24 protein-coding genes are annotated in these 26,667 nt (G+C 56.0%); 16 read left to right on the forward strand and 8 right to left on the reverse strand.

Annotated elements, in window-relative coordinates; translation table 11 throughout:
* The first annotated feature begins 276 nt into the window (after positions 1-276).
* A complete protein-coding gene (gene mdtD, locus SB719_RS10095; RefSeq protein WP_314688434.1) occupies positions 277-1,680 on the forward strand; it encodes a multidrug transporter subunit MdtD in 1,404 nt (467 codons plus the stop codon).
* Here the strand turns inward: mdtD and rbsR are convergent.
* The 7 genes from rbsR to SB719_RS10130 all read right to left on the reverse strand — a co-directional run bounded on the left by rbsR (position 1,677) and on the right by SB719_RS10130 (position 8,086).
* Positions 1,677-2,669 carry a ribose operon transcriptional repressor RbsR gene (rbsR, locus tag SB719_RS10100; protein WP_412159209.1) on the reverse strand — a complete coding sequence of 331 codons (993 nt, stop codon included), beginning with the start codon at positions 2,667-2,669 and terminating at the stop codon, positions 1,677-1,679. The genes mdtD and rbsR overlap by 4 nt on opposite strands.
* A 4-nt stretch (positions 2,670-2,673) precedes the next feature.
* Positions 2,674-3,603 (reverse strand): ribokinase, encoded by a 930-nt coding sequence (gene rbsK, locus SB719_RS10105; protein WP_065647911.1) that lies wholly within the window; start codon positions 3,601-3,603, stop codon positions 2,674-2,676.
* Positions 3,604-3,666: 63 nt separating this feature from the next.
* Complete coding sequence (gene rbsB / locus SB719_RS10110; RefSeq protein ID WP_065647910.1) at positions 3,667-4,542, reverse strand: ribose ABC transporter substrate-binding protein RbsB; 876 nt, start codon at positions 4,540-4,542, stop codon at positions 3,667-3,669.
* A gap of 27 nt (positions 4,543-4,569) precedes the next feature.
* The gene (gene rbsC, locus SB719_RS10115) at positions 4,570-5,541 is read right to left on the reverse strand and encodes a ribose ABC transporter permease (protein ID WP_065647909.1); all 972 of its coding nucleotides are present in this window, start codon (positions 5,539-5,541) and stop codon (positions 4,570-4,572) included.
* The gene (rbsA, locus tag SB719_RS10120) at positions 5,538-7,046 is read right to left on the reverse strand and encodes a ribose ABC transporter ATP-binding protein RbsA (protein ID WP_412159210.1); all 1,509 of its coding nucleotides are present in this window, start codon (positions 7,044-7,046) and stop codon (positions 5,538-5,540) included. The genes rbsC and rbsA overlap by 4 nt, the downstream gene beginning before the upstream one ends.
* A 7-nt stretch (positions 7,047-7,053) precedes the next feature.
* Positions 7,054-7,473, reverse strand: coding sequence for a D-ribose pyranase (rbsD, locus tag SB719_RS10125; protein ID WP_065647907.1), 420 nt, complete (start codon positions 7,471-7,473; stop codon positions 7,054-7,056).
* Between the two features lie 214 nt (positions 7,474-7,687).
* On the reverse strand, positions 7,688-8,086 hold the full coding sequence (locus SB719_RS10130; RefSeq protein WP_292970639.1) for a YgiW/YdeI family stress tolerance OB fold protein: 399 nt from the start codon (positions 8,084-8,086) through the stop codon (positions 7,688-7,690).
* A 179-nt stretch (positions 8,087-8,265) separates the two neighbouring features.
* Here SB719_RS10130 and qseB point away from each other — a divergent pair, with 179 nt between their 5' ends.
* Together qseB and qseC are read left to right on the forward strand one after the other, a co-directional pair.
* Positions 8,266-8,928 (forward strand): quorum sensing response regulator transcription factor QseB, encoded by a 663-nt coding sequence (qseB, locus tag SB719_RS10135; RefSeq protein ID WP_039381386.1) that lies wholly within the window; start codon positions 8,266-8,268, stop codon positions 8,926-8,928.
* A complete protein-coding gene (gene qseC, locus SB719_RS10140; protein WP_412159211.1) occupies positions 8,925-10,298 on the forward strand; it encodes a quorum sensing histidine kinase QseC in 1,374 nt (457 codons plus the stop codon). The genes qseB and qseC overlap by 4 nt, the downstream gene beginning before the upstream one ends.
* Here qseC and kup read toward each other — a convergent pair.
* A complete protein-coding gene (gene kup, locus SB719_RS10145; protein ID WP_065647904.1) occupies positions 10,267-12,135 on the reverse strand; it encodes a low affinity potassium transporter Kup in 1,869 nt (622 codons plus the stop codon). The genes qseC and kup overlap by 32 nt on opposite strands.
* A 285-nt stretch (positions 12,136-12,420) precedes the next feature.
* Here kup and ravA point away from each other — a divergent pair, with 285 nt between their 5' ends.
* The 13 genes from ravA (at position 12,421) to atpA (ending at position 26,633) form a co-directional block, all read left to right on the forward strand.
* Positions 12,421-13,917 carry an ATPase RavA gene (ravA, locus tag SB719_RS10150; protein WP_065647927.1) on the forward strand — a complete coding sequence of 499 codons (1,497 nt, stop codon included), beginning with the start codon at positions 12,421-12,423 and terminating at the stop codon, positions 13,915-13,917.
* The gene (viaA, locus tag SB719_RS10155; RefSeq protein ID WP_293006261.1) at positions 13,914-15,374 is read left to right on the forward strand and encodes an ATPase RavA stimulator ViaA; all 1,461 of its coding nucleotides are present in this window, start codon (positions 13,914-13,916) and stop codon (positions 15,372-15,374) included. The genes ravA and viaA overlap by 4 nt, the downstream gene beginning before the upstream one ends.
* Positions 15,375-15,446: 72 nt before the next feature.
* Positions 15,447-17,585, forward strand: coding sequence for a 5-histidylcysteine sulfoxide synthase (ovoA, locus tag SB719_RS10160; protein WP_314688423.1), 2,139 nt, complete (start codon positions 15,447-15,449; stop codon positions 17,583-17,585).
* Positions 17,586-17,689: 104 nt separating this feature from the next.
* A complete protein-coding gene (asnC, locus tag SB719_RS10165) occupies positions 17,690-18,151 on the forward strand; it encodes a transcriptional regulator AsnC (protein ID WP_039381403.1) in 462 nt (153 codons plus the stop codon).
* A 153-nt stretch (positions 18,152-18,304) separates the two neighbouring features.
* Positions 18,305-18,745, forward strand: coding sequence for an FMN-binding protein MioC (mioC, locus tag SB719_RS10170; RefSeq protein WP_304236118.1), 441 nt, complete (start codon positions 18,305-18,307; stop codon positions 18,743-18,745).
* 439 nt (positions 18,746-19,184) lie between these two features.
* Positions 19,185-21,074: a tRNA uridine-5-carboxymethylaminomethyl(34) synthesis enzyme MnmG gene (gene mnmG, locus SB719_RS10175; RefSeq protein WP_412159212.1), complete on the forward strand. Its 1,890-nt coding sequence runs from the start codon at positions 19,185-19,187 to the stop codon at positions 21,072-21,074.
* Positions 21,075-21,122: 48 nt separating this feature from the next.
* Positions 21,123-21,740, forward strand: a complete 618-nt coding sequence (gene rsmG, locus SB719_RS10180) for a 16S rRNA (guanine(527)-N(7))-methyltransferase RsmG (RefSeq protein WP_065647899.1) — start codon at positions 21,123-21,125, stop codon at positions 21,738-21,740.
* Between the two features lie 713 nt (positions 21,741-22,453).
* Positions 22,454-22,834 carry a F0F1 ATP synthase subunit I gene (atpI, locus tag SB719_RS10185; protein WP_304236112.1) on the forward strand — a complete coding sequence of 127 codons (381 nt, stop codon included), beginning with the start codon at positions 22,454-22,456 and terminating at the stop codon, positions 22,832-22,834.
* Between the two features lie 8 nt (positions 22,835-22,842).
* On the forward strand, positions 22,843-23,661 hold the full coding sequence (gene atpB / locus SB719_RS10190; RefSeq protein WP_065647897.1) for a F0F1 ATP synthase subunit A: 819 nt from the start codon (positions 22,843-22,845) through the stop codon (positions 23,659-23,661).
* A 49-nt stretch (positions 23,662-23,710) separates the two neighbouring features.
* A complete protein-coding gene (atpE, locus tag SB719_RS10195) occupies positions 23,711-23,950 on the forward strand; it encodes a F0F1 ATP synthase subunit C (protein WP_003849523.1) in 240 nt (79 codons plus the stop codon).
* A 108-nt stretch (positions 23,951-24,058) separates the two neighbouring features.
* Entirely contained in the window at positions 24,059-24,529 is a 471-nt protein-coding gene (atpF, locus tag SB719_RS10200; protein ID WP_039381418.1) for a F0F1 ATP synthase subunit B, read from the forward strand.
* A gap of 14 nt (positions 24,530-24,543) precedes the next feature.
* The gene (gene atpH / locus SB719_RS10205; protein WP_065647896.1) at positions 24,544-25,077 is read left to right on the forward strand and encodes a F0F1 ATP synthase subunit delta; all 534 of its coding nucleotides are present in this window, start codon (positions 24,544-24,546) and stop codon (positions 25,075-25,077) included.
* A 14-nt stretch (positions 25,078-25,091) separates the two neighbouring features.
* Positions 25,092-26,633 (forward strand): F0F1 ATP synthase subunit alpha, encoded by a 1,542-nt coding sequence (gene atpA / locus SB719_RS10210; RefSeq protein WP_039381427.1) that lies wholly within the window; start codon positions 25,092-25,094, stop codon positions 26,631-26,633.
* Positions 26,634-26,667 lie beyond the last annotated feature (34 nt).

Raw genomic sequence — 26,667 nt, forward strand, 5'->3', positions numbered from 1 at the left:
ATCACTTCACGCCCTGCTGAGCCCGTCTGCGTTGCCGCTTTGCCGTCTCAGTGGTGGCGCATTATAGGGAGTTCTCGGCGGGTGACAAGTGTTTATTGCAAAAAAATAGCCGAGCGTCTCTTTTTTGAGCGAAAGCGTTAAAAGCAGGCATTAAATGTCCAATTAATGGCCAAAACGGCGCTGCAACAGGCACAAATCAACGTCATTGCCTGTAACGGCAATGCTATTCTTTTCTGATAATGCTGTTTGCCAGCACCACCAATAGAAGGATTTTCGATGATTCGTTCTGCGCGCAGTATGGCTGGCTTGCCGTGGATAGCCGCAATGGCGTTTTTTATGCAGGCACTCGACGCAACCATTCTTAATACAGCGCTTCCGGCCATAGCCACCAGCCTTGAACGCTCCCCCCTTGCTATGCAATCCGCCGTTATCAGCTATACCCTGACTGTCGCTATGCTGATACCGGTCAGCGGCTGGCTGGCCGACCGGTTTGGTACCCGCCGTATTTTTATTATTGCCGTTTCACTGTTTACGCTGGGATCGCTGGCCTGCGCCCTGTCAGGCTCGCTGAGTATGCTGGTTGTGTCGCGCATTGTGCAGGGCGTGGGCGGTGCCATGATGATGCCGGTGGCGCGTCTGGCGCTGCTGCGTGCCTATCCGCGCAGTGAACTGCTGCCGGTGCTTAACTTTGTGACAATGCCGGGCCTGGTCGGCCCTATCCTCGGACCCATGCTGGGAGGCCTGCTGGTGACCTACGCCAGCTGGCACTGGATTTTCCTGATCAATATTCCCATCGGTATTGCCGGCATTTTTTACGCGCGTAAATATATGCCGGATTTCACCACGCCAAAACGCCGCTTCGATTTTACCGGCTTTCTTCTTTTCGGTCTGGGGCTGGTGCTGATCTCAGTGGGCATTGAGCTGTTCGGCGAGCGCATTGTTGCGTCATGGCAGGCGCTGCTGGTGCTGTTTGGCGGCTTTGCACTGCTGCTTCTTTATATACTGCATGCGCGGCGCCATCCCGCACCGCTGATCGGCCTGCCGATGTTCCGCACCCGCACCTTTTCTGTCGGCATTCTCGGCAATATTGCGGCGCGCCTCGGCACCGGCTGTATTCCCTTTCTGATGCCGCTTATGCTCCAGGTGGGCTTCGGCTATCCGGCTATTATTGCAGGTTGCATGATGGGACCTACGGCCATTGGCTCGCTGCTGGCTAAATCGACGGTGACGCAGGTGCTGCGCCGTTTTGGCTATCGTCGCACCCTGGTGGGCATTACTATCATTATTGGCATCCTGATCGCCAGCTTCTCGCTACAGTCACCGGGTGAGGGCGCGGTAATGCTGCTGACAGGGCTGTTTGTGCTCGGCATGGCGATGTCTACGCAGTTCACCGCGATGAACACGATTACGCTGGCCGATCTGAATGATGACAACGCCAGCGGCGGCAATAGCGTACTGGCGGTAACGCAGCAGGTCTCAATCAGTTTTGGTGTGGCGGTCAGCGCGGCGGTGCTGCGCTTTTATCAGGATATTGAAAGCACAACCGTGCAGCAGTTTCACGCCACGTTTCTGACTATGGGCGTCATTACCGTGCTGTCTGCCGCCGCCTTCCTGCTGCTGCGGCCGGGCGATGGCCGTAACCTGATCGCCAACCGGGAAAAGAAAAAGAAAGCGGCTTAAACAGAACCGCGTTCCACCAGCTCCGGCGTCAGCACCAGCGTTTGCTGGCTGGCGTCGGGTGCGCCCATGCGGTGAATTAATGTATCAATAGCCAGTTCGCCCAGCTCATCTTTTGGCTGATGCACCGTAGTCAGCGGCGGTGTCAGATAACGAGCCAGCTCAATGTTGTCATATCCCATGACCGCAATATCCTGCGGCACCTTCAGACCCGCCTGATATAACGCGTGATAAACGCCCACCGCCATCGCATCATTACTGGTAAACACCGCCTCCGGTACCGGCTCCAGTGCCAGCAGCTGCGTCATGGCATTGAATCCGCCCTGGAACTCAAAATCGCCGTCAACCACATACCCCTCAGGCACCGTTAAACCGTGTGCCGCCATCGCCTGATGAAAGCCCTCAAGGCGAAGTCGCGCCGGCGTTTTGTCCTGCGGTCCCGCAATACAGGCAATACGCCGGTAGCCTCGTTCAATCAGATGGCGGGTCGCCATTTCACCGCCCAGTAAGGCGTTATCCTGAATGATATCGCCCCGTCCTTCGAACGGTGCCCAGTCCATCATCACCATCGGCACCGAGGGATAACGATTCAGGATCTCAGCTGAAGGCAGATGCGTCTCCGTGCACATCAGCAGCAGGCCATCGACGCGCTTCTGCATCAGCGTTTCCAGGCTGCGATTCATGCGCTCCTCATCCCCTTCGGTATTGCACAGGATCAGACTATAGCCGCGTTCATAACAGCTGTTCTCCACGCCGCGTACCACTTCTGCATAGAAAGGGTTGCTGCTGGCCGTCAGTAACATACCGATAGTACGCGTCTGCCGGATTTTCAGGCTGCGCGCCAGCGCCGAGGGCGCATAGTTCAGCTCACGGATAGCCTGTTCAACCTTTTCGCGCACCTGCTCGCTGACAAAGCGATTGTTATTGATCACATGCGAAACAGTAGAGGTGGAAACGCCCGCCTGACGGGCAACATCTTTCATGGTAGCCAAGGGCTTATTCCTGTTGCTGCAGGAAGGCATCGATTTCATGGCGCCACGGCACTGCAGGCTGAGCGCCAGGCCGCGTAACCGCTATCGCTGCCGCCGCATGCGCAAACCGTACCGCATCATGCATCGCCAAGCCTTCCAGCCGCGCGGTGATAAAAGCCCCGTTGAAAGTGTCACCTGCGGCGATGGTGTCAACAGCCTGTACGCTAAAGCCAGGAATACGCTGCCCGTTACCTTCTTCGCTCAGCCATACGCCGCGCCGCCCCAGCGTAATCAGCACGGTGCGGATCCCTTTGGCATGCAGCGCCTGCGCGGCCTGTGCGGCCTCCGCGTCACAGGTTACGGCAATTCCGGTCAGGATCTCCGCTTCGGTTTCGTTAGGCGTAATAATGTCGATCTGCGCCAGCAGTTCATCAGTCAACCTGGTCGCAGGGGCCGGATTGAGGATCACCTGCGTGCCGTGCTGCCGCGCAATCTGTGCAGCTGCAAGCACGCTATCAAGCGGGGACTCCAACTGCATCAGCAGCGCCGCTGCGTCAGCGATCACCTGCTGATGACGCCGCACGTACTCCGGCGTCAGCGCGGCGTTAGCACCGGCATAAATGCCGATGTTGTTTTCACCCTCACCGTTTACGAAGATCATCGCCACGCCGGTTGCCTCTGACGGGATGGCTTCAACCGGCGCAATATCAATATTGTCGCGCTGCAGCTGCTCACAGATGCGTTCGCCCGTGTCATCGCCGCCTACGCAGGCGATAAAAGCGATGTCAGCGCCCGCACGCCCGGCTGCCACCGCCTGATTAGCGCCTTTGCCGCCAAACGCGATCTGATACGCCTTACCGATAACGGTTTCACCGGGGCGGGGGAAGTGGCTCAGGTTCAGGATATGATCGGCGTTAATGCTGCCCATTACCGCCAGTGTTGCGCATTTGCTCATAGAGAGGGATCCAGGAAGTTGCGCCACCCTGAGGGTGGCGCGTGGCCACGCTTTTCTTTGGTTTTATTGAGTGACGAGTTTCAGGTCAACCGGATTGATCGCCTGCACTTTTTCACCTTTCAGCACTTTGTCTGCGGTATCCACACCAATCATACCGATCTTGTCCGGCATCTGCGCCACAGTTGCGGTCAGCTTACCTGACTCAACCGCTTTCACACCGTCGGCCGTACCATCAAACCCTACCACCAGCACGTCGGTTTTACCGGCCGTCTGCAGCGCACGCAGCGCACCCAATGCCATCTCATCGTTTTGTGCAAACACGGCCTGCACATCAGGATGCGCCTGCAGCAGGTTCTGCATCACGTTCAGCCCTTTAGTACGATCAAAGTCAGCCGGCTGGCTGGCAAGAATAGCAAATTTATGCGCGTCAGCTGCCTGTTTAAAGCCTTCACCCCGCTCGCGCGCGGCTGACGTACCGGCAATGCCCTGCAGCTCAATGATTTTTGCTCCGTCACCCAGTTTCTTCGCAATAAAATCACCCGCCATTTTACCGCCAAACCGGTTGTCAGAAGCCACGTGGCTTACTACCTTGCCCTGTGCTGCCATACGGTCCAGCGTAATCACTGGGATGTTTGCCTGGTTAGCCATTTTCACGGCGTTGCCAACGGCGTCGGAATCTGTCGGGTTGATCAGCAGCAGCTTAGTGCCGCGAACGGTCAGATCCTGCACGTTAGCCAGCTCTTTTGCCGGGTTGTTCTGGGAGTCCAGCACCACCAGGTTATAGCCAAGCTTATCCGCTTCTTTCTGAGCGCCATCTTTAAGCGAGACAAAGAAGGGGTTGTTCAGGGTAGAAACCACCAGCGCAATCGTATCCTTGGCCATTGCGCCGGCACTCAGGGTGGCACCAAGAATGACGGCCAGTGCAGTTAATTTTTTCATTTACAGAATCCTGTGTGAGGGTCAGAGTTATTTACTGCTTTTGTTATCTACCAGCACCGCCAGCAAAATCACGACGGCTTTAACAATCATCTGGTAGTAGGAAGATACGCCCATCAGGTTCAGGCCATTATTCAGGAAACCCAGAATCAGCGCGCCAATCAGCGTACCCATAATACGGCCTTTACCGCCTGCCAGGCTGGTGCCGCCCAGTACTACAGCCGCAATCGCATCCAGTTCATAACCGGTGCCAGCCGTAGGCTGTGCTGAGGAGAGACGGGCCACTTCAATCGTGCCTGCCAGCGCTGCCAGCAGTCCGCTCAGCGCATAGACGGTAATTTTGACGCGGTTAACGCTGATGCCTGACAGACGGGTAGCGGCTTCATTACCGCCCAGCGCATAAATATAGCGACCGAGGCGGGTGTGATGCAGCATGTACCACGCCAGCGCGAATACCAGTGCCATCAGCCATACCGGCGTCGGGATCCCCAGCGGGCGACCAATACCGAACCAGCCAAACAGATCGGCGTTTTCACTGAAGCCGGTATTAACCGGACTGCCGTCGGTATAGACCATGGTGACACCGCGCAGCAGCAGCATCATCACCAGCGTCGCGATAAATGCCTGCACCTTGCCGCGCGCCACGATCACGCCGGTGATCCCGCCAATAAATGCGCCCAGCGCCAGGGAAGCAGCAACGGCAACCAGCGCATTAACCTCCATGCCGACTATAGATGCGGCAACCGCACCGGTCAGCGCCAGCAGCGAGCCTACCGACAGGTCGATGCCTGACGTCAGGATCACCAGCGTCATGCCCACTGCCATAATGGCGTTGACCGAGGTCTGCTGCAGGATGTTGAACATGTTGGCCAGCGTAAAGAAGTTCGGGCTCTGGCTGGCGACCACGGCGATCAGCACAATCAGCGCAATCAGTGACTTCTGCTCCAGCAGCCAGCTTTTACTGAACCAGCGGCGGCTGGCGGGTAGGGTGTGGGTACTCATACGACTAAATCCTCGCTGTGTTGCTTACCGACCGCCGCCGCCATCAGGGATTCCTGGGTAGCCTGCTCACGGGAAAATTCGCCACTGATACGGCCTTCATGCATCACCAGAATGCGATCGCTCATGCCCAGTACTTCCGGCATTTCCGATGACACCAGAATGATGCTCAGCCCTTCCGCTTTGAACTGATTGATTAACTGATAGATCTCTTTTTTGGCACCCACATCGACGCCGCGCGTCGGTTCATCCAGGATCAGCACGTCCGGACGGGTCATCAGGCCGCGGGCAATCGCCACCTTTTGCTGGTTACCGCCGGAGAGCAGGCCGATCGGCTGCATCATTGAAGGCGTTTTAACATTGAACAGGCGGATAAAATCACCTACCGCCAGCTGCTCTTCCGCATGCTTCAGATTGCCGCCGGCGTGGCTGAAATAGCGCAGCGCCGTCAGCGACATGTTCTCTTTTACTGACATCCCCAACACCAGTCCGTCGCGCTTACGATCTTCAGAGATATAAACGATACCGCTGGCGAGCCCCTCCTGCGGTGAACGTACGTTCACCGTACGGCCATTGAGCGTGACGCTGCCGCTGCGGCGCGGCAGGGCGCCATACAGCACTTTCATCAGCTCCGTTCGCCCGGCTCCCATCAGCCCTGAAATCCCCAGAATTTCGCCTTTGCGCAGGGTAAAGCTGACATCCTCCACGCCTGAGCCACAGAGTTTTTCAACCTGCAGACGGATTTCACCGGGCGAGTGATCGAGATGGGGATACTGATCTTCCAGCTTGCGTCCTACCATCATCTCAATCAGCTGCTCTTCGCTCAGATCGCTGACGGCGCGCTCGGCAATAAACTGCCCGTCACGGAATACGGTTACGTCATCGCAGATCTCAAAAATTTCTTTCATACGGTGCGAGATATAGACAATGCCGCACCCCTGCGCTTTCAGTTCGTTAATAACGTGAAACAGCGACAGCGTTTCGGTATCCGTCAGCGCATCCGTCGGCTCATCCATGATGATGACGCGTGATTCAAAACTCAGTACTTTGGCAATCTCTACCATCTGCTGATCGCCAATTGAGAGATCGCCCACCAGTTTGTAGCTGCTGAAACGCAGGTTAAGACGCTTAAGCAGCGCCTCTGCCTCACGATGCATCTTTTTCCAGTCGATACGGCCAAACCGGTTTATAAACTCCCGGCCCAGGAAAATATTCTCCGCCACGCTCAGCTGCGGGATCAGATTAAGCTCCTGGTGAATAATGCCGATGCCTGCCTCCTGCGACGCCTTTGGGCCGGAGAACGCAACAGGTTCGCCCAGCCACTGCAGCGAGCCGGCGTCCATGGTGTAGATGCCGGTCAGCACCTTCATCATGGTGGATTTACCGGCTCCGTTTTCGCCCACCAGCGCCATAACGCGCCCCGGGTAGACCGCCAGCGAGGCACCATTCAGCGCCTTTACGCCAGGAAACGACTTTTCGATCCCTTTAAGTTGCAGTAATGGTTGCATAGCGGCCTCAGAAGGTGACGCCGGCGCTCAGGATGACATTCGCATACGGAGAACACTCTCCGCTGCGAATGACCGCCTGACTGCGCTGCGTCTGCTGTTTGAATTGTTCATGAGTGATGTAACGGATGGTAATGCTATTCCCCTGGTGCTGTTGCAAGGCTTCGAGCACGGCGATCAGCTGGCTGTGAAGGTGCGGATTGTGTTCTTTAATCTCCTCCGCAATCAGGGCGCTTTCTACCTGCATCTCCTGCGTGACGATGTCCACAACCTGTAAAAATCCGGGCGTACCCGGCGTCAGCGCCAGGTCAATACGCCGGGGTCCGTGCGGAATGGGCAGGCCTGCATCCGCAAGGGTCAGCGTATCGGTATGCCCGAGGCGGGCAATCACATGAGAGAGTTCAGCGTGTAACAGGCGACCTTTTTTCATTTCATCCACTCCACAGCGAAACGTTTCGCTGTGGAGCAGTGTATAAAAGCAGCATAGTAACGCAACGACACCATCACGGAAGTGTGATCGCCATCGAAACGTTTCGCTGTCGACCGGAAAAATTTGAGTCAGGGAGTGCAGAGAGGCAGGAAATATCGCGGCAGTGCTCTGCCGGAATGAACGAAGCCACTTATGCAGTGGCCTCGTAGTGTGCTTATGGCAGCTTGCGAACCTGTTTTACGTCAAGCTCAATGGCGTTGAAATCTTTATCCAGCTCGCCGGTCAGTTCGACCCGATCTTTTGGCGTAATGGTCACGCCGTTCCAGTGCTTGTGGTCAATCTCAACTTTCATCGTGCCGCTGCTGTCGCGGAACAGATAATCTTCATCGCCAACCTGCTTTTCCAGCGTGCCGCGCACGGTGATCCAGCTGTCATCTTTCATCTCTTCAGCCTGTTTTACCGTCACGACGCTGGTGTCGCCGGCTTTAAAACCGCCCGCCTGATGACTCTGTGCGGCTGGCGCAGCGGGATCCATAAAGCCGCCCTGTGGCGCGGCGAGTACCGGTGCGGTGGCCAGGGCAATCAGGGTCATTAACGCTATACGTGTTTTCATTAGTTACCTCATTTCTGTGAACAGGTGGAATGTCAGCCAGTAAACCAGACACTCCTTAACAGGATCTTAAGAGGTTCTTTTTTTTACCGTTGCGTGAAAAATAGCTGAAAATCGCGCTGCTGGGCTGTACAAGCCCGGACGGGCTTCGTATAACTCGCCTGTAGCCGGGGGAGAGCACAATGCGAATTCTGTTGATTGAAGATGACACGCTGATTGGCGACGGGCTGAAGGTCGGCCTGACAAAACTGGGATTCAGCGTCGACTGGTTTATATCCGGTGAGGCCGGATGTCAGGCGCTGAGCGCAGCGCCCTGGGATGCAGTGGTGCTGGATCTGTCGCTGCCGGAACGCGACGGGCTGGATATCCTGCGCCAGTGGCGCGCTGCAGGCGCGGATATTCCGGTGCTGATCCTCACCGCGCGCGACGCACTGGACCAGCGCGTACAGGGTTTACAGCTGGGTGCCGATGACTATCTCTGCAAACCGTTCGCACTGACCGAAGTGGCTGCGCGACTGCAGGCGCTGATCCGCCGCCGGCATGGCCAGCTGCAGCCTGAGCTGCGGCACGGCAATGTTGTCATGCAGCCCGCCAGCCACAGCGTTCTGCTCAATGGCGAACCGCTTGAACTGAAAAGCCGCGAACTGGCGCTGCTGGAGCTGTTTCTGCGACATCCGGCTCAGGTGCTGACGCGCAGCCAGCTTGAAGAGAAGCTTTACAGCTGGGATGACGATGTCTCCAGCAACGCGGTAGAAGTACATATTCATCATCTGCGCAAAAAACTGGGCAGCCAGTTTATCCGCACCGTGCACGGTATTGGCTATACGCTGGGAGCGGCAGAATGAGCCTGTTTGTCCGGCTGGCGATAGGCTTTGTGCTGCTGATCTTGCTGTGCGGTGCCAGCGCCGGCTGGAGCGCGTGGCAGCAGACGCGCGATACGGTTAATGAACTGTTTGATACCCAGCAGATGCTGTTTGCCAAACGGCTGCTGGCGCTCGACCCCATCAGCCTGCATCACGCGGCATTACCGAAAACCAAAACCCTTTTACGCCATCATCGTGGCGATCAGGATGATGATGCGCTGGCCTTTGCGGTATTTCGCATCGACGGTACACCGCTGCTCAACGACGGCGAGAACGGGCGCGGGTTAGCGTTCGATACGCGACGTGACGGCTTTCGCGACGGACAGCTGCGCGACGACGATGAGCCCTGGCGTTTGCTCTGGCTGACGTCGCCCGATAAACAGTATCGCGTGGTGGTGGGGCAGGAGCAGGATTACCGGGATGACATGACGCGCGATCTCGCCTCGGCCGCGCTGCTGCCGTGGCTTGTTGCGATACCGTTTATGCTGCTGCTGCTGCTCTTGCTGGTGTGGTATGAACTGCGGCCGCTGAAGCAGCTGGCGCATATGCTGCAGCAGCGTGTGCCGGATGATGCAACCACGCTGCCGGTGACGCGCCTGCCCCGGGAAGTGCAGCCGCTGGTGACGGCGCTCAATGATCTCTTCGGACGCACGGCGCAGCTGGTACAGCGCGAGCGCCGCTTCACATCCGATGCTGCCCATGAGCTGCGCAGCCCGCTGGCTGCCCTGCGCGTGCAAAGTGAGGTGATCCAGCTGGCCGCAGATGATGAACAGGTGCGACTGCGGGCGCTGCAGCAGCTCGATAGCGGTATTATCCGCGCAACCCGGCTGGTGGATCAGCTGCTGACGCTGTCGCGCGTTGAAGCGGACGATCTGCGCAGTGAATTTCAGCCGGTTGCACTGGTGCCGCTGCTGCAGGCGCTGGTCGCTGAACATCTGCCGCAGGCCGCAGCGCAGCAGAAAGAGATAACGTTAACGATTGATGCAGAGCCGGTGATGAACGGTCATCCGCTGCTGCTGAGCCTGATGATACGTAATCTGCTGGATAATGCGCTGCGCTATGCGCCGGCACACAGCCGGATAGCGCTGCGGCTGGGGCCGGAAAACATCGTGGTTGAAGACACTGGTACAGGTGTGTCGGACGAGCAGCTGGCGCGGCTTGGTGAACGTTTCTGGCGCCCGCCTGGTCAGGCGCAGAGCGGCAGTGGCCTGGGCCTGTCGATTGTGAAAAACATTGCACAGCTGCATGGCCTGCAGCTGTGCTTCAGTCACGCCGTGCCGCAGGGACTACGCGTGACGCTGACCGGGCTACGCACGGGCGCTAAATCTCAACCTGCGTGCCCAGCTCAATGACCCGGTTAGGCGGAATTTCAAACTGATCCGGCGCGCGCAGCGCATTGCGCTGCAGCGTCAGGAACAGTTTGCCGCGCAGGCGCAGATACCAGGGCCGCTTGCCGATGATCAGCGATTCATGTGACATAAAGAATGACGTTTCCATCATCCGGCAGTTAAGCCCCTCCAGCCCGCAGCGGTGAAAAATCTCCTCCACGTTTGGCGTCTCACGCCAGCCGTAGCTCGCCACCACGCGCCAGAATGTGGGCGACAGCTGTTCAATCGTTACCCGGCGTACGTTATGCACATAGGGTGAATCTTCCGTGCGCAGCGTCAGCAGCACCACGCGCTCATGCAGCACCTTGTTGTGCTTGAGGTTATGCAGCATCGCGAAGGGGATCACGTTCAGTGCACGCGACATATATACCGCCGTCCCCGGTACGCGTACCGGCGGTGATTTTTCCAGTGAAGCGATCATCGCGTCCAGCGAGTTGCCGTGCTCATGCATGCGGCGCAGCAGACGAAAGCGTTCACTTTTCCAGGTCGTCATGATGATGAACATCATTAGCGCCAGCGTCAGCGGCAGCCAGCCGCCGGAGAAAACTTTGATCAGGTTAGCGGAGAACAGCGACACATCGATACAGAGCATCGCGGCCAGCATCAGCATGACCAGATAACGGTTCCAGTGCCAGTTCTGAATTGCCACCGTGGCACAGAGGATCGCGGTCAGCACCATGGTGCCGGTCACGGCAATGCCGTAGGCCGCGGCCAGATTACTGGAGTGCTCAAAGCCGACAATCACAATTACCACCGCGGCGTAGAGCAGCCAGTTGATCACCGGGATATAGATCTGCCCTGACTCCTCTTCAGAGGTGTGAACAATGCGCATCGGCGGCAGATAACCCAGTCGCACCGCCTGACGCGTCAGTGAAAAGACGCCGGAGATCACAGCCTGTGAGGCGATAACCGTCGCCAGCGTGGCAAGCAGCAGCATCGGGATCAGCATCCAGTCCGGTGCCAGCAGGAAAAACGGGTTCTTAATCGCTTCCGGATGCGCGAGCAGCAGCGCGCCCTGGCCAAAATAGTTCAGCACCAGCGAAGGCAGCACCACCACAAACCACGCCAGACGGATCGGAAATTTGCCGAAGTGCCCCATGTCCGCATAGAGCGCTTCAACGCCGGTGATCGCCAGCACCACCGCGCCCAGCGCAAAAAAGGAGACGGACTTGTACTGAACGAAGAAGTGCAGCGCCCAGTAAGGATTCATCGCGTGAAGGACATCAGGATTATTCAGAATGCTGCGCGCGCCCAGCACCGCCAGCACCAGAAACCATACCAGCATAACCGGCGCAAACAGCTTGCCTACAATACCGGTGCCCTGTTTCTGGATCATAAACAGCAGCGTCAGCACGGCGATCGCCAGCGGGACGATCCAGGTATCAAGACCGGGCGCGGCGATCTCCAGTCCCTCAATCGCTGAGAGCACGGATACGGCCGGAGTAATTACGACCTCACCATAAAAGAAGCTGCCGCCAATCAGCCCCATGATCACCAGAACGGCAGTGGCACGCGCGCCGGTATGACGACCCGCCAGCGACATCAGCGTCAGAATGCCGCCTTCACCGGCATTGTCGGCGCGCATGACGTAGCTGATGTATTTCAGCGACACCACCAGAATCAGCAGCCAGAAGATCAGCGACAAAAAGCCGAAGACCGCTTCGCGTTCAACGCCAAAGCCGAACTGACCGGAAAGGCATTCACGTAAGGTATACAGCGGACTGGTACCAATATCGCCATAGACCACGCCGATTGCCGCAAGCGTGACGGCGCCAAGAGACTGTTTCTTATCCGAGCTCATAGGGTGTCTTGTGTTGGAGCCGTGACGACTCAGGCCATCAAAAAGCGCACAGTATGCACACAATTGGCAGAAACCAACAGACAGCGCTGTTGATTATGCGCAGCGTAATCTGCTTTTTCGCCGAAAATCAGGCAGAAAACGGCATGAAAACCGCACGTTGTGCTGCCACAACCTTCTGAAACAAAAAAGCTGACGGCTATCAACGCATTCAAGCATGATAAACAGTAGAGTATTGCGCTCGCCAGACCGTAACGGCACCAGGTTCAGAAGGACAATGATGTGATTATGGCTCAACCCCATCTGTTGGCAGAAAGAATTTCCCGACTGAGTAATGCGCTGGAAAAAGGGCTGTATGAACGGCACCATGCCATTCGCCTCTGCCTGCTGGCAGCGTTAAGCGGCGAAAGCGTGTTTTTACTCGGCCCGCCTGGCATTGCCAAAAGCCTGATCGCCCGCCGTCTTAAATACGCTTTTCAGCACGCCCGCGCCTTTGAATACCTGATGACCCGTTTTTCCACGCCGGAAGAGGTGTTTGGTCCGCTGTCGATCCAGGCCCTGAAAGATGAGGGACGCTATCAGCGTCTGACCAGAGGCTATCTGCCGGATGCGGAGATCGTTTTCCTGGATGAGATATGGAAAGCGGGTCCGGCTATTCTGAACACGCTGCTGACCGCCATTAACGAGCGGCGCTTCCGGAACGGCGACTGCGAAGAGGCGATTCCGATGCGTTTGCTGGTGACCGCCTCAAACGAACTGCCGGAAGCAGACAGCGGCCTTGAAGCGCTCTATGACCGCATGCTGATCCGCCTGTGGCTGGATAACGTGCATGAGAAGCAGAACTTCCGCAGCATGCTGACCCACCAGCAGGATGAAAACCTTAACCCGGTCGCGGAGTCGCTCTGCATCAGTGATGAAGAGTATCTGCAGTGGCAAAAAGGCATCAGTCAGGTCAGGCTGCCTGACGATGTGTTTGAGCTTATCTATCAGCTGCGTCAGCAGCTGGAAAATCTGCCGGATGCGCCCTATATCTCCGATCGCCGCTGGAAAAAGGCGATCCATCTGCTGCAGGCCAGCGCCTTTTACAGCGGGCGAACCGCGATTGCGCCTATCGATCTGGTGCTGCTGAAAGATTGCCTCTGGCATGACATCGCTTCAATGACGCTGCTGGATCGCGAAATGGATGCGCTGATGACGCAGCACGCCTGGCAGCAGCAGGCGATGCTGCACCGGCTGCAGCAGATCACTGCGCAGCGTCTGGCACTGCAGCAGCAGCAGAGCGTGACGCAGGCGCTGACGCTGGAGAAGCACAGCGGCATGTTCAGCCGTAAGCCACATTATGAGCTGCCGGAGTCTGTTGCCGGCGAACAGCTGACCCTGATGCTGCAGCAGCCGCTGACGCTGCACGATATGCAGGTCAGCCATATAGTAGTAAGCCGCGAGGCCCTGGTTCAGTGGCTGCTGAAAGGCGGAGATATGCGCGGCAAGCTGAACGGTATCGGCTTTGCACAGTCGCTCGATCTGCTGGTCGATACCCATCACTGCCTGACGCTGCGCGATGTCAGCCTGCAGTCCACGCGCCTGACCCTGCCCGGGGCGGCAAGTCTGCAGGCGCTGCCGCCGGAGATCGTAGAGGAATATGATGCGCTGGAGACCCGTTTGCGGGCGCAGCGCGCGCTGTTCAGCCAGCATCAGCGCTGCCTGTTTATCAGTGATGACTGGCTGGCACGCATTGAGACCAGCCTGCAGGATGTGGCAGAGCAGCTGAAACAGGCGCGGAAATGATCTCGCTGGAAACGCTCAGTACATTGCTCTCAATTGGCGAAGCAGAGCTGATTGATGAGCTGATTCTGGCGCTGCTGGCTACTCCGCAGCTGGCGCTGTTTTTCGAGAAATTTCCCCGCATGAAGCAGGCGATGTTGCGCGATCTGCCGCGCTGGCGTGCTGAAATCACCGGGCAGATGAAAGCGACGCCGGTACCCGCTGCGCTGGCGCAGGAGTTTCAGCTGTTTGAGCAGTTACAGCTGCTCAGCAGCCGTGATTTCAGTGCTCAGCTGCCGCACCTCCTTGATCAGTTGCAAAGACTGCCCTCTCCTTTTCTCACCGAAGCCGGTACGCTGCTGCAGCGTAATGAAGGCCCGGAACTGAGCCATGCACAGCACCGGCTGTTTCTGCAGCGCTGGCGACTGAGCCTGACGCTGCAGACGCTGACGCTGAATGAAACGTTACTCGAGGCGCAGCGTGAACGGCTGCTGGCAGAACTGCAGCAGCGTATGGCGCTGAGCGGCCAGCTGGCACCGGTGCTGACTGATGAAGATGAAGCGGCCGCCGGCCGGCTGTGGGATCTCAGTAAAGCTTCACTGCAGCCAGGCGACTACGCGCTGATTGTGCAATATGGTGATTTTCTGGCGCAGCAGCCGGAGCTGATGCAGCTGGCACAGCAGCTGGGTCGCAGCCGCGAAGCCAAATCGGTGCCGGCACGTGATGCACCGCTGGAAGCGTTCCACCAGCTGGTGCATGAGCCAGACAATGTACCGGAAGAGGTCAGTGGTATTCATCAGAGCGATGATGTGCTGCGTCTGCTGCCGCCGGAGCTGGCTGCGCTCAGTATCAGTGAACTGGAGCTGGAATTTTACCGGCGTCTGGTAGAAAAACGCCTGCTGACCTATCGCCTGCAGGGTGATGCCTGGCATGAAAAAACCGCGCTGAGGCCGGTAAGCCATCAGCAGCATGAAACCGAGCCGCGCGGCCCGTTTATTGTCTGCGTGGATACGTCCGGTTCGATGGGCGGTTTTAATGAACGCTGCGCCAAAGCCTTTTGCCTCGCGCTGCTGAAAATTGCCCTGGCAGATCGGCGTCGCTGCTACATTATGCTGTTTGCCCATGAGGTGGTCGGCTATGAGCTTACCGCCGATAACGGCATTGAACAGGCGATTCGTTTCCTCAGCCAGCGTTTTCGCGGCGGCACCGATCTGACGGCCTGCCTGAGTGCCGTGGTGCAGCGCATGGAAGGCAGCCAGTGGCAGGAGGCAGACGCGGTGATCATCTCTGACTTTATTGCCCAGCGCCTGCCGGAAGAGCTGATTAACATCGTGAAACAGCGGCAGCGGATTCAGCAGCAGCGGTTTCACGCGGTGGCGATGTCGGCGCACGGCAAACCCGGCATTCTGCGCATTTTCGATCATATCTGGCGCTTTGATACCGGGCTAAAAAGCCGCCTGCTGCGCCGCTGGACGCGTTGATTCATCTGACAGAAATCCGCATTTGCTATAGTGAATGACCCGCTGTGTTTATTCAGCCTTACGGAGTTCACTGTGACAACCGCCGACGTATCCTGCCAACTGCCTGCTCCGACCCGCACCCCGCGCCTTTCCGGTGGCACGGCTGAAGAGAAGCGGGCCGAACTGCTCGCCTATTTCACCCGGACCTGGTCGCTCTATGAAAGCCTGTTCGACTGCCTGAGCGATGAGCGCGCCTGGTTTAATAAAGCCATTCCGCTGCGCCATCCGCTGATTTTTTATTTTGGCCATACCGCATCCTTTTATATCAACAAACTGATGGCAGGACGCTATCTCGATCGGCGCGTTGACGCACGCATTGAGGCGATGATGGCCATTGGTGTGGATGAGATGAGCTGGGACGATCTCAACGACAACCATTACGACTGGCCCGATGTGGCAGAAGTGCGCGATTATCGCGGCAAAGTAAAAGCGCTGGTGACTGACTTTATCCGTACTATGCCGCTTGAGCTGCCGATTGGCTGGGAGAGTCCGGCCTGGGTCATTTTGATGGGCATTGAACATGAGCGCATCCATCTGGAGACCTCCAGCGTCCTGATCCGCCAGCTGCCGCTGGAATGGGTGCAGCCGCAGCCGGCCTGGCCTGCCTGCCCGCTGGCGCGTCACGATCGCGCCGCCGTACCGGAAAACAGCCTGGTTGCGCTGGCGGGTGGATCGGTGCTGCAGGGAAAAACAGATGATACTTACGGCTGGGATAATGAGTATGGCCACCAGAAAACTGAGCTCAGACCGTTTCAGGCCAGCAAAATGCTGGTCAGCAATGCTGAATTTTATCAGTTTGTCGCGGCCGGCGGCTATCAGACAGCGCGCTGGTGGGATGAAGAGGGAGAGGGCTGGCGTAAATTTGCCGGCGTACAGATGCCCACTTTCTGGGTCGGTGATATTACACAACCTGACGCGCTGCGCCTGCGCCTGATGACGCAAGAGGTGCCGATGCCGTGGGACTGGCCGGCTGAAGTTAATCAGCTGGAGGCGGCCGCCTTCTGCCGCTGGCTGGCAGAAGAGAGCGGTAAGGCGATTCAGCTGCCGTGTGAGGCGGAGTACATGCTGCTGCGCGAACAGGTCAGCGGCGATCAGCCAGACTGGACGCAGGCACCCGGTAATATCAACCTGGCGTACCACGCCTCTTCCTGCCCGGTGGATCATTTTGCTCAGGGCGATTTCTTTGATTTGGTGGGTAACGTCTGGCAGTGGACCACTACGCCAATCAATGGCTTTGAAGGATTCCGCGTACATCCTCTGTATGACGATTTTTCCACCCCTACGTTTGATGGAAAGCATGCAATCATCAAAGGCGGCAGCTGGATCTCAACCGGTAATGAGGCGTTAAAATCGTCGCGCTACGCTTTTCGTCGTCACTTTTTCCAGCATGCCGGTTTCCGTTATGTGGTGTCAGCGCATAAAGAGAGTATGCAACTTAACCCGTATGAAACTGACAGCATGGTGTCGCAGTATCTCGACTTCCAGTACGGACCGGGCTACTACGGCGTAGAAAACTATGCGGAAAAACTGGTTGAGCTGGTGCTGCCGCACTGCCGTCAGCACGGGCATGCGCTGGATATCGGCTGTGCCACCGGTCGCGCCAGCTTTGCCCTGGCGCGTCACTTTGCCGCCGTTACCGGCATGGACTACTCCGCGCGCTTTATTGATGTGGCGCTGCAGCTTACTTCCGGTGAGGATTTCCGCTATGTGGTACCGGAGGAGGGCGAGCTGGTTGCGTATCGCCAGGTGCGGCTGAAGGAGATCGGAATTGACCGGCAGCAGGCTGAACGGATCCGGTTCGTTCAGGGTGACGCCTGCAACCTGAAGCCGCAGCCGGATCGGTACGATCTGGTGCTGGCCGCCAATCTGATTGATCGTCTGCGTCAGCCAAAGCGTTTCCTGCAGGATATTACGCCGATGATCCGTCAGGGCGGCGTGCTGGCCATCTCTTCACCTTACACCTGGCTTGAGGCGTTCACGCCTAAAGAGAACTGGCTGGGCGGTATCCGTGAAAACGGTGAGGCGCTGACAACCAGTCAGGCACTGCAGCGCCTTCTGCGCGATGAGTTTGAAGAAATCGCTCCGCCACAGGATGTGCCCTTTGTGATCCGCGAAACCGCACGCAAGTTTCAGCACACTCAGGCGCAGCTTACGCTCTGGCGTAAACGCTAAAAGCGTGCAGACTGCGGCATGCCCGCAGTCTGCATCTTGCCTGCCCCGCTAAATTCCTGCACATTCACCTCTGTTCAGCGAAGAAGAATTTAAGAGGAAGGATGATGGCAGAACATCTGCAACTGGATAATCTCGACCGCGGCATACTCAATGCGCTGCTGGAGAATGCCCGTACGGCTTACGCAGAGCTGGCAAAGCAGTTCAATGTCAGCCCCGGCACGATTCATGTCCGCGTCGAGAAAATGCGCCAGGCCGGTATTATTCTGGGCACGCGCGTGGAGATCGATCCGCGCCAGCTGGGGTTCGATGTTTGCTGCTTTATTGGCATCATTCTGAAGAGCGCACGCGACTATCCGGCAGCGCTCAGCAAGCTTGAGGCGCTGGATGAAGTGGTTGAAGCCTGGTATACCACCGGCCACTACAGCATTTTCATTAAGGTTATGTGTCGATCTATCGATGCGCTGCAGCAGGTGCTGATCAACAAGATCCAGACCATTGATGAGATCCAGTCCACTGAAACCCTGATCTCACTGCAAAACCCGATCATGCGTACCATCAAGCCCTGAATCACATCAGTCTGTGCATAAAGTTATGCAGAAAGGATCCGGCGCGGTAACTGGTTTGTCCGCGGATGCTTTCTGTTATTAACCCTGTTTTCCACAGGTGGATCACGGCTTGATCACAGCGTACAATGCCTGCCTTTAGTGCGGGAGACGATCATGGCTGATATTACCTTAATCACTGGCAGTACCCTTGGCAGTGCCGAATATGTCGCAGAACATCTGGAAGAGAAGCTGCAGGATGCAGACTTCGAAACCAGCGTACTGCACGGCCCGGCGCTTGATGAGGTGCCTGCATCGGGTATCTGGCTGGTGGTGACTTCCACACACGGTGCCGGTGAATTGCCTGACAATCTGCTGCCTTTTTATGAGGCGCTGCAGACAGAAAAACCCGATCTCTCTGCCGTGCGCTTTGGTGCTATAGGCATCGGCAACCGCGAATACGATCTTTTCTGCGGCGCAATAAAAACGCTGGAGGCCCAGCTGATCGCGCTGGGTGCCACGCGCATCGGTGAACGGCTGGAAATTGACATGCTTGAGCATGAGATACCGGAAGATGCCGCTGAAGCCTGGGTAACGGGCTGGATTGAACAGATCTGACGGATCGTGGCTGGCAGGGGATCGGGAAATAGTGACGATCCCCAGACGATTACACTGTATTTATCCTGGATCCTGCCGATCGCCTGTGGATAAAACAGCCTGAATCATGCGTATAACCGGTAGTTATCCCAGTAATAACTGCTGATGCTTTTTTAATCTGTGGATAACTAGCAAAGTTGATCCCAGCTTATCTGGATCAGGATCACCGATCTTTCACAGCAAACGATCCTTCTCAGGCCGATGTAAAATAACGGGTTTGCCACGTTATCCACAGAAACCGGCGATCCTAATAAGAGATCTAACAAGAAGATCATATAAAAGAGTAAAGATCCTTTCTATAAACACGCAGGATCCGCCGCTTTCGCCTGAACCATAATTTCAGTAGAATCCACCGCCCAGGGCAACGATCCCTGTCTGAACTTTAACGAGGACCCACTTCATGTTTTATCCAGATCCTTTTGACGTCATCGTAATCGGTGGTGGTCATGCGGGTACCGAAGCCGCCATGGCGGCCGCCCGAATGGGTCAGCAAACGCTGTTACTCACGCATAACATCGACACGCTGGGACAAATGTCCTGCAATCCGGCGATCGGTGGTATCGGAAAGGGACACCTGGTAAAGGAAGTGGACGCCCTCGGCGGCCTGATGGCCACCGCGATCGATCAGGCAGGTATTCAGTTTAGGATACTAAACGCCAGTAAAGGCCCGGCGGTACGTGCTACGCGTGCACAGGCGGACCGTGTACTGTACCGCCAGGCGGTACGCACTGCGCTGGAGAACCAGCCCAACCTGATGATCTTCCAGCAGGCGGTTGACGATCTGATCGTTGAAAACGATCGGGTGGTCGGTGCCGTCACGCAGATGGGACTGAAGTTCCGGGCGAAAACGGTTGTGCTGACCGTCGGCACGTTCCTTGATGGCAAGATTCATATCGGTCTTGATAATTACAGCGGTGGTCGTGCTGGCGATCCGCCTTCTGTCCCGCTGGCAAAACGGCTGCGGGCGCTGCCGCTGCGCGTAAATCGTCTCAAGACCGGTACACCACCGCGTATTGATGCGCGCTCTATCGATTTCTCTGTCCTGACGCCACAGCACGGCGATACGCCGATGCCGGTGTTCTCGTTTATGGGCAATACGGCACAGCATCCGCAGCAGGTTCCCTGCTGGATCACCTATACCAACGAACAGACGCATGATGTGATCCGCAACAATCTCGATCGCAGTCCGATGTATGCCGGCGTTATTGAGGGAATTGGTCCGCGTTACTGCCCGTCGATTGAAGACAAAGTCATGCGCTTTGCCGATCGTAATGCTCATCAGATCTTCCTTGAGCCGGAAGGACTGACCAGCAATGAGATCTACCCGAACGGCATTTCCACCAGTCTGCCCTTTGATGTGCAGATGCAGATTGTCCGCTCAATGAAAGGGCTGGAGAACGCCACCATTGTGCGTCCTGGCTATGCTATCGAGTACGATTTCTTCGATCCGCGCGATCTGAAACCCACGCTGGAGAGCAAGTTTATTCAGGGTCTCTTCTTCGCTGGCCAGATCAACGGCACCACCGGTTATGAAGAAGCTGCAGCCCAGGGGCTGCTGGCTGGCCTCAACGCTGCGCGCCAGTCTGCGGACAAAGAGGGCTGGGCACCGCGCCGCGATCAGGCTTATCTTGGCGTGCTGGTCGATGACCTCTGCACGCTGGGTACCAAAGAGCCCTACCGCATGTTTACCTCACGCGCCGAGTATCGTCTGATGCTGCGCGAAGACAATGCGGATCTGCGTCTGACTGAAACGGGCCGCGAGCTGGGCCTGGTCGATGATACGCGCTGGGCGCGCTATAACCAGAAGCTCGAAGCGATTGAGCTGGAACGCCAGCGTCTGCGCAGCCTGTGGGTACATCCGAAGTCAGAGAATGTGGCTGACGTAAACAGCATCATCAGTGCACCGCTGACAAAAGAGGCCAGCGCAGAGGATCTGCTGCGTCGTCCGGAGATGACTTATGCCCGGCTGATGACGCTGCCGGATTATGGTCCGGCGCTGTCTGATGAGCAGGCGGCTGAGCAGGTTGAAATCCAGGTTAAATATGAAGGTTATATTGCGCGTCAGCAGGAGGAGATAAACCGCCAGCTGCGCAATGAGAACACTTTACTGCCTGTCACGCTTGATTACCGTCAGGTCAATGGCCTGTCAAACGAAGTGATCGCCAAGCTCAACGATCATAAGCCGACCTCAATCGGCCAGGCATCGCGTATTTCCGGCATCACGCCAGCCGCGATCTCAATTCTGCTGATCTATCTCAAAAAACAGGGTCTGCTGCGTAAAAGCGCCTGACCGACCATCGGGGCAGCTCCGGCTGCCCCTGTTAACGGAAACATCGCTGTGATTAACAAACTCTCCCGGCTGCTCGACGCAGCAAATATTTCGCTCTCCGATCAACAAAAACAGCAGCTGGTTGGCTATGTGGAGCTGCTGCACAAGTGGAATAAAGCGTATAACCTGACTTCAGTACGCGATCCGCAGCAAATGCTGGTACGCCATATCCTCGACAGCGTGGTGGTAGAGCCGCATCTGCAGGGGGAACGCTTTATTGATGTGGGTACCGGACCGGGACTGCCGGGTATTCCCCTGGCCATTGTCCGTCCGCAGGCGCATTTTACGCTGCTGGACAGCCTGGGTAAGCGGGTACGCTTTCTGCGTCAGGTGCAGCATGAGTTAGGACTTACTAACATCACGCCAGTGCAGAGCCGGGTTGAAGAGTTCCCGGCAGATCCGCCGTTTGATGGCGTTATCAGCCGGGCATTTGCCTCGCTGGAGGATATGCTGACCTGGTGCCGCGCATTACCCGGCACACACGGACGCTTTTATGCGCTGAAAGGCGTACGTCCGGATGAGGAGATCGCTTCGCTGCCGGCAGGCTTTAGCGTGGAAAAAATTGAAGCTTTACGCGTTCCGGAACTGGAAGGCGAACGTCATCTTGTGGTGATTTCGCAGCAATAACCCTGTAAAAAGCAGGGTTTTTATTCAGCTTCTGGCCCCGGAAGGGTCGTCAGAGCTGAATAAAAAAACAGCGGTTGAACACGCTGTGACAAACGCTTTTATTCGGCAGGGGAGGGGAAAGGCGTTAACATCTTTCGCCGTAATTATCCGAAAAGCGTTGTTACATTTAACGATTAATTCACAATTCATTGCCACTAATGTCACATGATAACGGCTGTTTTCCGCTTTCGATTATCACGCAGGGAAATATGACACGGCAATAAATCGGCGGGCGTAATATTATTATTTCGATTTTAATTCTGCCTGCAGTGTCAACCGGATGTTTTTATCAGAAAAGAGTGAGCTGAAGCAGATTTAAATTTATAACAAGCTGATTTTAAAAGGTTAACAAGGGCGTTTTATTCGTGCGCATTATGCATTCTGGTAAAATTTTCAGCGCCTTATTGTTTATTATGTGATCTGCAGCACGCTTTATATCCCGCTTTAGCTGAAAAACAGCAACTTTCCTGATGGCTTTCCGGGTTAGGAATCTTTGGAAAAATAGCCCTTCAGAAAGAAATTTAAATAATTGTTCACCTTTTCGCTACTTAGCGATTGAAATCGCAGGTGCGGCCCGTATAATTTGCACGGCTTTTGCTGCTTGACTCAAAACGGCAAAGGCAGTCTTATACGACACGCGACATACCCCGTTCGGGGCAGGAGAGTTAAGCGTCATGTCAGTGTCTCTTTACAGTGTGAAATTAGCCCGAGCCGTTCTGGTTGTCCAGCTGGTGACGTTTGTCGTAATCGGTGCGCTGTTTGCCCTGAAAGATGTTGCCTGGGGCGCCTCTGCTATCGCGGGTGGTGTGGCAGCCTGGCTGCCAAACATACTGTTCACGTTTTTAGCCTGGCGTCTGCAGGATCAATCGCCGGCTAAAGGGCGTGTCGCCTGGAGTTTCGCCCTGGGTGAAGTTCTTAAGGTGTTTGCCACCGTTATTTTTCTCGCTGTGGCGTTAGGTGGGTTCGGAGCGGTCTTCTGGCCACTCGCAATCACCTGGTTATCGGTGCTGGTGGTGCAAATCGTCGCGCCGGCTGTAATTAACAACAAAGGGTAAGAGGCATCATGGCCGCAGGAGAAATCTCAACGCCGCAGGAATACATAGGACATCATCTGACGCATCTTCAGATGGACCTGCGTACTTTCGAGCTGGTGAATGCACACGACGCGCCAGCAACATTCTGGACGTTAAACCTGGACTCCATGTTTTTCTCTGTTGCACTCGGAGTATTATTCCTTGTGCTGTTCCGCAAAGTGGCGAAAAGCGTCACCAGCGGTGTGCCAGGGAAAATGCAGGCGGCTATCGAGCTGGTTGTCGGCTTTGTTGATAGCAACGTTCGCGACATGTACCACGGTAAAAGTAAAGTTATCGCCCCGCTGGCTCTGACAATTTTTGTCTGGGTCTTCCTGATGAACTTCATGGATCTGCTGCCTATTGATTTGCTGCCGTTTATTGGTGAGCACTATCTGGGCCTGCCGGCGCTGCGCGTCGTGCCGTCAGCAGACGTGAACATCACGCTATCTATGGCGCTGGGCGTATTTATTTTGATTCTGTTCTACAGCATCAAAATGAAAGGGGTAGGCGGCTTTGCCAAAGAGCTGACTCTGCAGCCTTTTAATCACCCGATCTTCATCCCCATCAACCTGATTCTTGAAGGTGTCAGCCTGCTGTCAAAACCGGTTTCACTCGGTCTGCGACTGTTCGGCAACATGTATGCGGGTGAGCTGATCTTTATCCTGATTGCCGGTCTGCTGCCGTGGTGGTCGCAGTGGGTGCTGAATGTGCCATGGGCCATTTTCCACATCCTGATTATTTCGCTGCAGGCTTTCATTTTCATGGTCCTCACGATTGTCTATCTGTCGATGGCATCTGAAGAACATTGATTTTTTTTCTCAACAACTTAAGCATAACTGAAACAAACTGGAGACTGTCATGGAAAACCTGAATATGGATCTGCTGTACATGGCTGCCGCTGTGATGATGGGTCTGGCGGCAATCGGTGCTGCGATCGGTATCGGCATCCTCGGAGGTAAATTCCTGGAAGGCGCAGCGCGTCAACCGGATCTGATCCCTCTGCTGCGTACGCAGTTCTTTGTTGTAATGGGTCTGGTGGATGCAATCCCGATGATCGCTGTTGGTCTGGGTCTCTACGTGATGTTTGCTGTCGCCTAAAGCCTGTAGCCATTGTTCACTCATGGCACCTGGTGTGATGAGGAACAGATTCTGCCGTTTATCAATGATAGCGGCAGAGCACGTTAACTTAATAAGAGGCATTGTGCTGTGAACATTAACGCAACAATCCTCGGCCAGGCCATCGCGTTCATCCTGTTTGTCGCGTTCTGCATGAAGTACGTATGGCCACCGATCATGGCTGCCATCGAAAAGCGCCAGAAAGAAATTGCTGAAGGCCTTGCTTCTGCTGAACGCGCGAAGAAAGATTTGGATCTCGCGCAGGCCAATGCGACCGACCAGCTGAAAAAAGCGAAGGAAGAAGCTCAGGTCATTATCGAGCAGGCGAACAAACGCCGTGCCCAGATTCTGGACGAAGCCAAAACCGAAGCCGAAACTGAACGTAACCGCATCGTCACTCAGGCGCAGGCAGAAATTGAAGCCGAGCGCTCACGTGCACGTGAAGAGCTGCGTAAACAGGTCGCGTTGCTGGCATTAGCTGGCGCCGAGAAAATCATCGAACGTTCCGTGGATGAAGCTGCTAACAGCGACATCGTTGATAAACTGGTCGCTGAACTGTAAGGAGGGAGGGGCTGATGTCTGATCTGATTACTGTAGCTCGCCCCTACGCCAAAGCAGCTTTTGACTTTGCTGTTGAGCATCAAAGTATCGAACGCTGGCAGACCATGCTGGCGTTTGCCGCAGAAGTGGCTCGCAACGAACAGATGGCAGAAGTACTCTCCGGTGCCTTAGCACCTGAAGCGTTATCTGCCTCTTTCAATGCAGTCTGTGGTGATCAACTTGATGAACACGCTCAGAACCTGATCAAGGTAATGGCGGAGAACGGACGTTTGACAGCGCTTCCAGCCGTACTGGAGCAATTTATTCAACTGCGTGACGCTTATGAAGCGACAGCCGAAGTTGATGTAATCTCCGCCAGTGCGCTGAGTGACAGCCAGCTGACCAAAATCAGCACCGCGATGGAAAAACGTCTGTCACGCAAAGTTAAGCTGAATTGCAAAATTGATAAGTCTGTATTGGCAGGTGTGGTTATCCGTGCGGGTGACCTGGTGATTGATGGCAGCGTGCGCGGCCGTCTTGACCGTCTGGCAGACGTCTTGCAGTCTTAAGGGGACTGGAGCATATGCAACTGAATTCCACCGAAATCAGCGAACTGATCAAGCAGCGCATTGCTCAGTTCAATGTCGTGAGTGAAGCTCACAACGAAGGTACTATTGTTTCTGTAAGTGACGGTATCATCCGCGTACACGGCCTGGCCGATGTTATGCAGGGTGAGATGATTGCCCTGCCGGGCAACCGTTACGCTATCGCACTGAACCTCGAGCGCGACTCGGTTGGTGCGGTCGTTATGGGCCCGTACGCTGACCTTGCCGAAGGCATGAAGGTTAAGTGCACCGGTCGTATTCTGGAAGTACCGGTTGGCCGTGGCCTGCTGGGTCGTGTGGTGAACACCCTGGGTGCACCTATCGACGGTAAAGGCGCAATCGACAACGACGGCTTCTCGCCAGTTGAAATGATTGCACCAGGCGTTATCGATCGTCAGTCTGTTGATCAGCCTGTTCAGACGGGCTACAAATCTGTCGATGCGATGATTCCAATCGGCCGTGGCCAGCGTGAGCTGATCATCGGTGACCGTCAGACCGGTAAGACTGCAATGGCTATCGACGCCATCATCAACCAGCGTGATTCAGGCATCAAGTGTGTCTACGTCGCGATTGGTCAGAAAGCGTCGACCATCTCTAACGTGGTTCGTAAGCTGGAAGAACACGGCGCGCTGGCTAACACCATCGTGGTTGTCGCTTCTGCATCGGAGTCTGCTGCACTGCAGTACCTGTCTCCATACGCGGGCTGTGCCATGGGCGAATACTTCCGCGACCGCGGTGAAGATGCGCTGATCGTTTACGATGATCTCTCTAAGCAGGCTATCGCTTATCGTCAGATCTCCCTGCTGCTGCGCCGTCCACCGGGCCGTGAAGCATTCCCAGGCGACGTGTTCTATCTCCACTCTCGTCTGCTGGAGCGTGCATCACGCGTAAGCGCTGACTACGTTGAGCGTTTCACCAACGGTGCTGTGAAAGGCCAGACCGGTTCTCTGACCGCGCTGCCAATCATTGAAACCCAGGCTGGTGACGTTTCTGCGTTCGTTCCGACCAACGTTATCTCGATCACTGATGGTCAGATCTTCCTGGAGTCGAACCTGTTCAACTCCGGTATCCGTCCAGCCGTTAACCCGGGTATCTCCGTATCCCGTGTTGGTGGTGCTGCACAGACCAAGATCATCAAGAAACTGTCCGGTGGTATTCGTACCGCGCTGGCACAGTATCGTGAACTGGCAGCGTTCTCTCAGTTCGCTTCCGATCTGGATGATGCAACGCGTAAACAGCTGAGCCACGGTCAGAAAGTGACCGAGCTGCTGAAACAGAAACAATATGCGCCAATGTCCGTTGCGCAGCAGGGTCTGGTGCTGTTTGCTGCTGAGCGCGGCTTCCTGAACGACGTTGAACTGGCGAAAATCGGCAGCTTCGAAGCCGCTCTGCTGGCGTACGCCGATCGCGAACACGCTGAGCTGATGGCTGAAATCAACCAGGCGGGTAACTACAACAACGATATCGAAGCGAAGCTGAAAGGCCTGCTCGAAACGTTTAAAGCAACCCAGTCCTGGTAATGTCTGGCGGCTTGTCTGAAAAGACAGGCCGCAA

Origin of the sequence: Pantoea sp. SIMBA_079, from assembly GCF_046940275.1 — a bacterium.
GTDB classification, from domain to species: domain Bacteria; phylum Pseudomonadota; class Gammaproteobacteria; order Enterobacterales; family Enterobacteriaceae; genus Pantoea; species Pantoea borealis.